At 65.3% G+C, this 6,320-nt stretch carries 8 protein-coding genes; 3 read left to right on the top strand and 5 right to left on the bottom strand.

What is annotated here, in order from left to right; all coding sequences use genetic code 11:
* Positions 1-94: 94 nt before the first annotated feature.
* Genes XH84_RS31920 through XH84_RS31910 form a run of 3 tightly spaced genes read right to left on the bottom strand, consistent with a single transcriptional unit; the run spans position 95 to position 2,668 of the window.
* Entirely contained in the window at positions 95-466 is a 372-nt protein-coding gene (locus XH84_RS31920; RefSeq protein WP_128917780.1) for a cupin domain-containing protein, read from the bottom strand.
* Positions 467-493: 27 nt separating this feature from the next.
* On the bottom strand, positions 494-1,132 hold the full coding sequence (locus XH84_RS31915) for an RraA family protein (protein ID WP_128917781.1): 639 nt from the start codon (positions 1,130-1,132) through the stop codon (positions 494-496).
* Positions 1,133-1,150: 18 nt separating this feature from the next.
* Positions 1,151-2,668: an AMP-binding protein gene (locus XH84_RS31910; protein WP_128917782.1), complete on the bottom strand. Its 1,518-nt coding sequence runs from the start codon at positions 2,666-2,668 to the stop codon at positions 1,151-1,153.
* 256 nt (positions 2,669-2,924) lie between these two features.
* Here XH84_RS31910 and XH84_RS40175 point away from each other — a divergent pair, with 256 nt between their 5' ends.
* On the top strand, positions 2,925-3,530 hold the full coding sequence (locus tag XH84_RS40175) for a hypothetical protein (protein WP_164936030.1): 606 nt from the start codon (positions 2,925-2,927) through the stop codon (positions 3,528-3,530).
* Positions 3,531-3,741: 211 nt separating this feature from the next.
* Here the strand turns inward: XH84_RS40175 and XH84_RS31900 are convergent, their stop codons facing one another.
* Both XH84_RS31900 and XH84_RS31895 read right to left on the bottom strand, forming a co-directional pair.
* On the bottom strand, positions 3,742-3,957 hold the full coding sequence (locus tag XH84_RS31900) for a hypothetical protein (protein WP_128917783.1): 216 nt from the start codon (positions 3,955-3,957) through the stop codon (positions 3,742-3,744).
* A gap of 17 nt (positions 3,958-3,974) precedes the next feature.
* The gene (locus XH84_RS31895; RefSeq protein ID WP_128917784.1) at positions 3,975-4,982 is read right to left on the bottom strand and encodes a 2-dehydropantoate 2-reductase; all 1,008 of its coding nucleotides are present in this window, start codon (positions 4,980-4,982) and stop codon (positions 3,975-3,977) included.
* A gap of 161 nt (positions 4,983-5,143) precedes the next feature.
* Here XH84_RS31895 and XH84_RS31890 point away from each other — a divergent pair, with 161 nt between their 5' ends.
* Together XH84_RS31890 and XH84_RS31885 are read left to right on the top strand one after the other, a co-directional pair.
* The gene (locus XH84_RS31890) at positions 5,144-5,719 is read left to right on the top strand and encodes a YidB family protein (protein ID WP_128917785.1); all 576 of its coding nucleotides are present in this window, start codon (positions 5,144-5,146) and stop codon (positions 5,717-5,719) included.
* A gap of 42 nt (positions 5,720-5,761) precedes the next feature.
* On the top strand, positions 5,762-6,034 hold the full coding sequence (locus XH84_RS31885; RefSeq protein ID WP_181769511.1) for a GlsB/YeaQ/YmgE family stress response membrane protein: 273 nt from the start codon (positions 5,762-5,764) through the stop codon (positions 6,032-6,034).
* The last annotated feature ends 286 nt before the right edge of the window (positions 6,035-6,320 follow it).

Genomic DNA, 6,320 nt, shown 5'->3' with positions numbered 1-6,320 from the left:
AATACAACTGGCACCGACCTCACGGTGGTATAGACTCTCAAACGCCGATCAGCAGGCTCGGTTTGACCAAGGATAACCTCTTGAGGCTCCACATTTAGGTCGTGCCGAAGCCCGACCCTGCTTTCTTGTATTCTGGCCGAGGCGGACTGAAGATGTCCAGCGCCCGGGCACCGTCGGGGCCGGCGCGCATGGTGTGCGGCACGTTGCCGGGCGTGCGCCAGAAATCGCCCTTCTTCACCGCGATCTCCTCATCGCCCTGGACGCGGATGGCGGAGCCGTCGAGCAGCACGCCCCATTGCTCCTCGGGATGATGATGCAGCGTGCCCTGCGCATGGGGCGCCAGCGTCACCACCGACAGCATCGCCTGCTCGCCGGAGAAGATGCGCGTGGTCACGCCGGCGGCGAGCTCGCGGAATAGCCCGTCGCTGGCATCGTCGATGTTGTGGAATTCGTCCTTCTGACTCACCCCGGCCTCCCCTTTGTTCTCGTTTGATCAGGACTTGCCGTAAGAACCCTGATACCGGCCCTCGCGGATCGCCTTCAATGTCTCCTCCTCGCGCGCGACCTGGGCGCGCACGGCTTCAAGCAGCGCCGCTGCGCCTGCTGCGGGAAACGACACCACGCCGTCCTCGTCGCCGACGACGATGTCGCCGGGTGAGATCACGCTGCCACCGATCGTGACAGGCACATTGATCTCGCCGGGACCGTTCTTGTAGGGACCGCGATGGATCACGGCGCGGGCGTAGCAGGGAAAGTCGTCGGCCGCGAAGGCAGCGACATCGCGGATCGCGCCGTCGATCACATAGCCTTCCGCTTTGCGCCATTGCGCGATGTTCTTCATGATCTCGCCGACCAGCGCACGCGTCTCGTCGCCGCCGCCATCGACCACGATGACATCGCCGGGCCCGACCAGATCGAGCGCGCGGTGGATGGCGAGATTGTCGCCGGGACGGGTGCGCACCGTGAAGGCCGTGCCCACCAGCTTGCGGCCGCGATGATAAGGTTTGAGCCCGACCGCGCCCGGCAGCCGGGCGAGATTGTCCGAGATGACCGAGGTCGGCGCATTCCGAAAGCCTTCGATGATCTCGGCCGGCGGCTTCGGCACGCTGTTCGCCGCGATGGTGATCGTCATATCCTTGGATCCTTCTTCTTACTCGGCGTGCGCCCGCGCCTTCGCCGGCCAAATCCGGAAGGCGCGCCCTTCCTTCATCCACGCCGCGCGTTCGTCACGCAACAATGTTCTGCGAACCTTGCCTGAATCATCGCGCGGGGGAACGCTGACGAACTCGAAGCTCTCAGGGTGCTTGTAGCGGCTGAGCCGGTCTTTAAGGAAATCCGCCATGCCGTCGGCGATGGCCTGGCCGTCCGCATCGCTCTCCGGCTCGATGATGGCATGCACGCGCTGGCCCAATTCCGGATCGGGCAATCCGACCACCACGCAGGAGCGCACGCTGGGAGCCTCGGAGACCGCGGCCTCCACCTCGGCCGGATAGATGTTGGCGCCGCCGCGCAGCACCATGTCGGCGAGCCGGTCGCCGAGATAGAGATAGCCCTCCGCATCCAGCCTGCCGATATCCCCGAGCGATTCCCAGCCGTCGCTGCGGCGCTTCGGCTCGGCGCCGAGATAATGATAGGTGGCGTCCTTGCCGTCATTGTTGAGGAAATAGATCTCGCCGGTCTCACCGGGCGCGACGTCGTTGCCGTCCTCGCCGATGATGCGCAGGCGCGCCATGTCGCCGATCTTGCCGACCGAGCCCTTGCGTGCCAGCCATTCCGTGCCTGAGATGATGCAGGCGCCCTGCCGCTCGGTGCCGCCATAGAGCTCCCAGATCCGCTCGGGTCCGAGCCATGCGATCCAGTTCTCCTTCAGCCATTGCGGCATCGGAGCGGCCATGTGGAAGACGGTCTGCAGGCTCGACAGGTCGTAAGCGTTGCGCACATGCTCCGGCAGCGCCCAGATCCGATGCATCATGGTCGGCACGAAATTGACCCATTGCACGCGCTCGCGCTCGATCTGCCGCAGCGTCTCTTCGGCATCGAACTTGGTCAGACCAGTGAGCTTGCCGCCGGTGAACAGCGCGTAGTGCGACACGATGAAGGGAGCATTGTGATAGAGCGGCCCCGGATTGAGCAGCGAGACGCCGAAGGGGATGTTGAGCGGCGGCGCGGCGACGGTGTCGGTCACCGCGGGATGATGGTCGAGGATCACTTTTGGCCGGCCGGTCGAGCCGCCTGAGGTCATGGCCTTCCAGTAGCGCGCCACGGGCGGGGTGAGCGGTTCGTCCGAAAAGCCTTCCGGCACGAAATCCGCCGGCAGGCGATTTGGCGCGTTCCAGTCGGCCTCGCCGCCGACAACCAGCGCGGGCTTGAGAATGTCGAGCACGGCGGCGGCTTCGCCGCGCGGCAATCGCCACGACAGCGAGGTCGGCGTCGCGCCGCACTTCCACACCGCGAACGAGGTCTCGAAGAACGCATTGCAATTGGGCAAGCCGATCGCAACGAAGTCGCCGGGCTTGACGCCCTTGGCCGCGAACGCCCGCGCGCGCCGGTTGGCGCCGCGCTCGAGCTCGTCCCATGTCAGCGTGTCCTGCCCGTGACGGACGGCAATCGTGCCATGTGGTTTGCGTTCAGCGTACCAGCGCGGCACGTCGGACAAGGGCAGCAGCATCGGGCGTTTCCATTTCGTGTTCTTGGTTCGTGTTCTTATTTCGTGTTCTTGGCATCGCCTCAGGTGGGGCGCTCGCAAGGCGAAGCGTAGCAGCCCGCCGCCAGGACGCTGTGACTCCTGCGCCACGTCAAGCACAAAATGTCAGCATCCCAGCCATGAAATTACCGGGTTCCATGGGTGACAAGCCGGCGATAAAGAGGCAAAAATCCGGCTCGACTCAGTCCGGGTTGAATTTTGCAAGGAATGCTCTCGTAGAATGTCGTCCGTGATGCATCGTGCAGCGCTGTTTCTCATTGCCGCAGCAGGATTCTATCTGCTGACGCTGCCGCATGCCCAGGCGCAATGGTGGAAGCGCGCGCCGGTCGACTTCGAGGAATGCGCCGACGCCGCCGAGAAGGCCGCGACCAAGGCCGAGAAGACATCCGCGCTTGCCGATTGCAACGCCAAGTTCGCCGGCCGCCGCAAGCCGGGCGGCGGCTATTCCTATTACGACTTCCTGCAGGATCGCACCTTCGATATCGCCGGGCCCAACCCGACGCCGGAGGAGCAGAAGAAGATCGACCAATCCTACACCGCCTACCTCGCCAACCAGCGCCGCAGCAACGAAGCGGCCCAGGCCATGGCTCGCCAGCAGCGCGAGCAGCAGGAGTTACAGCTACAACAGCTTCAGCAGGTCGCACTGCGAACCGACGTCGAACGCGTACGCGTGCCCGTCCCGGTCGAGCGGCCGAAGGTGCAGCGAAAGGGCGCGCCCTGCACCAAGGGCTCCTTCTCCTGCGAATGGCCGCGGCTGTCGGAAAGCTTGAACGACCTGAAGAAGCTGTTCAACCCGATCCCGAGCAAGCCGGCGAAGAAGAGCTGAGCTTCTCGGCTTCATTCCACTGCCGCCGCAAACTCCACCGTCGTCCCGGACAAGCGTAAGCGCAGATCCGGGACCCATAACCACAGGGAGTGGTTATGGCGCGAGCTGGCAACTCCGAATCTCCGTCACAACTCCACCCTGTGGTTCTGGGTCCCGAATCTACGCGCGCCTAGGGGCGCACTTGTCCGGGACGACAGTGGAGCGTGTGGCTTCAGTTCGCGTGCTTCTTCTTGGTGCGCTTCGGTTTGACCGCCGGCGCATCCACCGGCGCTGCCGTCGTCGGCGAACCGCCCAACTGCGACCTGCTCTCCTGCAGCCGCCTGTCATAGCCGGGCGAGGTCACGACGGTGGGAGGCCTGGCGTCAGCGAGCGTCGAGGCGCCGCAGAGCGCGGCGAGCGCGAACCCGATCCTCAGACAATGTCTCATGGCAGGCTCCATCCTCCTCAAGCCACCCCGCGAATTTCTCGCGGCGACAGCCGCGGCGGTCCGTTGCCGGCCGCCTCGGCTTCCTTGATCAGCGCAACAATACGGCGCATCAGCGGCACGTCGACATGGTTTTGCTCCGCAAGCGCGATGACCGCGCCCTGGAGATAGTCGATCTCGGTCTTGCGGCCCTGTTTCAGGTCCTGCCACATCGAGGAGCGCGCCTCGGGATCGATCTTCATCGTCCGCCCCAGGATCGCGTTGAAGATCGCATCTGGCAGCCGCAGCAAGGTCGGAGACCAGCTCATCGGGATCGGCGTGGAAGACACCGGCACGATGCCTGCGGCCTTCAGCGCGGCAAGTCCCTCGGCCATCTGGTCGGCGAACAATCTTCGCCAGTCGCGGTTGGCCAATTGCGCGGCGAGCGGCATGTCAGACAACGCGCTGAGCGCGTTGTTCAGATTGATGATCAGCTTGCCCCATTGCACGCCGGTGATGTCACGGCTCGCGCGCACGCTGAGGCCGGGCACTGAAAGCGCCGCGGCGGTCTTCTCGGCATCCTCGCCGATATGGATGTCGCCGGAGGTCGAGCGGTGGAAGCGGCCCTCGCCCATCGCGATCACGTTGAACGGCACCATGCCGGCAAGCACACGACGGCCACCGAGACGCTCGCGCAGCACCGCGACATTGCCGATGCCGTTCTGAAGCGAGACGACGACGGCATCCTCAGGCGCATGCTGCGCGATCTGATCCGCGACATCGGCGGTGTCGGCGCTCTTCACCGTGACCAGCACGATGCCGGCACTGTGGAAGATCGCAGGATCCTCCGAGAGCGCGAGCTGGCCTGCACCGAGCTTCCTCTCGGAGCCGTCGTAGTCGGTCAGACGCAGGCCGAACCGTTCGATCTCGGTCTTCACCCGCGGCCGCACCAGCAGCGCGACGCGTCGGCCGCCAGCCGCCAGCCTGCCGCCGACGAAACAGCCGATGGCGCCGGCGCCGGCCACCACGATCGGTCGATCCGCAACCACTGAGCTTGCTCCCTGAACGTCCCGCCTTCGATAGCAGAGGCGCGGCCGGCAACCAATCGCATCGCAGCCGACTTGTAACGGTCATGGCTGGCCCATATGTTCTCGCCCCGGGGGCAGTCAGCGGCGAGCGCTCGCCGAACGAGACGCCAAAGGAGAGCACCATGGGTCTACTCGACGTCCTCAACGGCATGCAGAACGGCCCGCGCGGCCCCTCGACGCCGAGCACCGAGAAATCAGGCATGTCGCCGATGACCATGGCGCTGCTCGGCCTGCTCGCCTGGAAGGCGTACAAGCACATGACGGCCAACCAGTCCGGTACGGCGCCGCAACCCTCGCCCACACCGGCGCCTCCGCCGGTGAATGCGAACACCGCGGATAGCGGCGGCCTCGGCGGTCTCGGAGGCTTGCTCAAAGGCGGGCTCGGCGGCCTGCTCGCGGGCGGCGCGGCCGGCAGCGTGCTCAGCGGCGGTCTCGGCGATCTCCTCAAGCAGCTGCAGCAGGGCGGGCTCGGCGACGCCGCGAATTCCTGGGTCGGCAAGGGCGAGAACAAGCCGATCGCGCCGGGGGATCTCGCCAGCGCACTCGGTGCCGACCAGATCGACAGCCTGTCCGCCCAGAGCGGCCTGTCGCGTGAGGAGCTGCTCAAGGGCCTCAGCCAATATCTGCCGCAGGTGGTCGACCATCTGACGCCGGACGGCCGGCTGCCGACCGAGAACGAGCTCTCGGGCAGAATCTAATCGGACCTCGATCGACGCGCTTTCGGGAAGGGGAGCACACTCATGAGCATGGGCGGCCTGTTGTGGATCATCGTCGTCGGCTTCATTGCCGGCCTCATCGCGCGTTGGCTGGCGCCGGGGCCGAACAATCCGAGCGGCTTCATCCTCACCACCATTCTCGGCATCGCCGGCGCGTTTCTCGCGACCTTCGTCGGCCAGGCCATCGGCCATTACAGCCCCGACCAGGGCGCCGGTTTCATCATGGCCACGGTCGGCGCGGTGGTGGTGCTGTTCATCTGGCACCGGCTGGTGGCGAGCGGCGTGATCAAGGGCTAGGTCGTTGTCACGAAGCGCGCTTGGCAGGACCTATCAACAAACGCGGTGTCGTCCCGGACAAGCGCGCCTAAGCGCGCGCAGATCCGGGACCCATAACCGCAGGGAGTGGTTTGGCGAAGACTCGGAGTGATCGGAGTCGCGTAGCAACTCCTCCCTGTGGTTATAGGTCCCCGCCCCCGTGCGCAATTGCGCACTAGGTGTGGAGCCTCAAGAGGTTATCCTTGGTCAAACCGAGCCTGCTGATCGGCGTTTGAGAGTCTATACCACCGTGAGGTCGGTGCCAGTT

This window comes from Bradyrhizobium nanningense, assembly GCF_004114535.1.
Lineage (GTDB): Bacteria > Pseudomonadota > Alphaproteobacteria > Rhizobiales > Xanthobacteraceae > Bradyrhizobium > Bradyrhizobium nanningense.
This window is presented reverse-complemented; position numbering and strand designations above follow the sequence as displayed.

What these genes read in the sequence shown, in the direction of transcription:
- XH84_RS31915 (WP_128917781.1), bottom strand. Translation starts at nt 1,132, where the DNA reads ATGACGATCACCATCGCGGCGAACAGCGTGCCGAAGCCGCCGGCCGAG.
- XH84_RS31910 (WP_128917782.1), bottom strand. Translation starts at nt 2,668, where the DNA reads ATGCTGCTGCCCTTGTCCGACGTGCCGCGCTGGTACGCTGAACGCAAA.
- XH84_RS40175 (WP_164936030.1), top strand. Translation starts at nt 2,925, where the DNA reads ATGTCGTCCGTGATGCATCGTGCAGCGCTGTTTCTCATTGCCGCAGCA.
- XH84_RS31900 (WP_128917783.1), bottom strand. Translation starts at nt 3,957, where the DNA reads ATGAGACATTGTCTGAGGATCGGGTTCGCGCTCGCCGCGCTCTGCGGC.
- XH84_RS31890 (WP_128917785.1), top strand. Translation starts at nt 5,144, where the DNA reads ATGGGTCTACTCGACGTCCTCAACGGCATGCAGAACGGCCCGCGCGGC.
- XH84_RS31885 (WP_181769511.1), top strand. Translation starts at nt 5,762, where the DNA reads ATGAGCATGGGCGGCCTGTTGTGGATCATCGTCGTCGGCTTCATTGCC.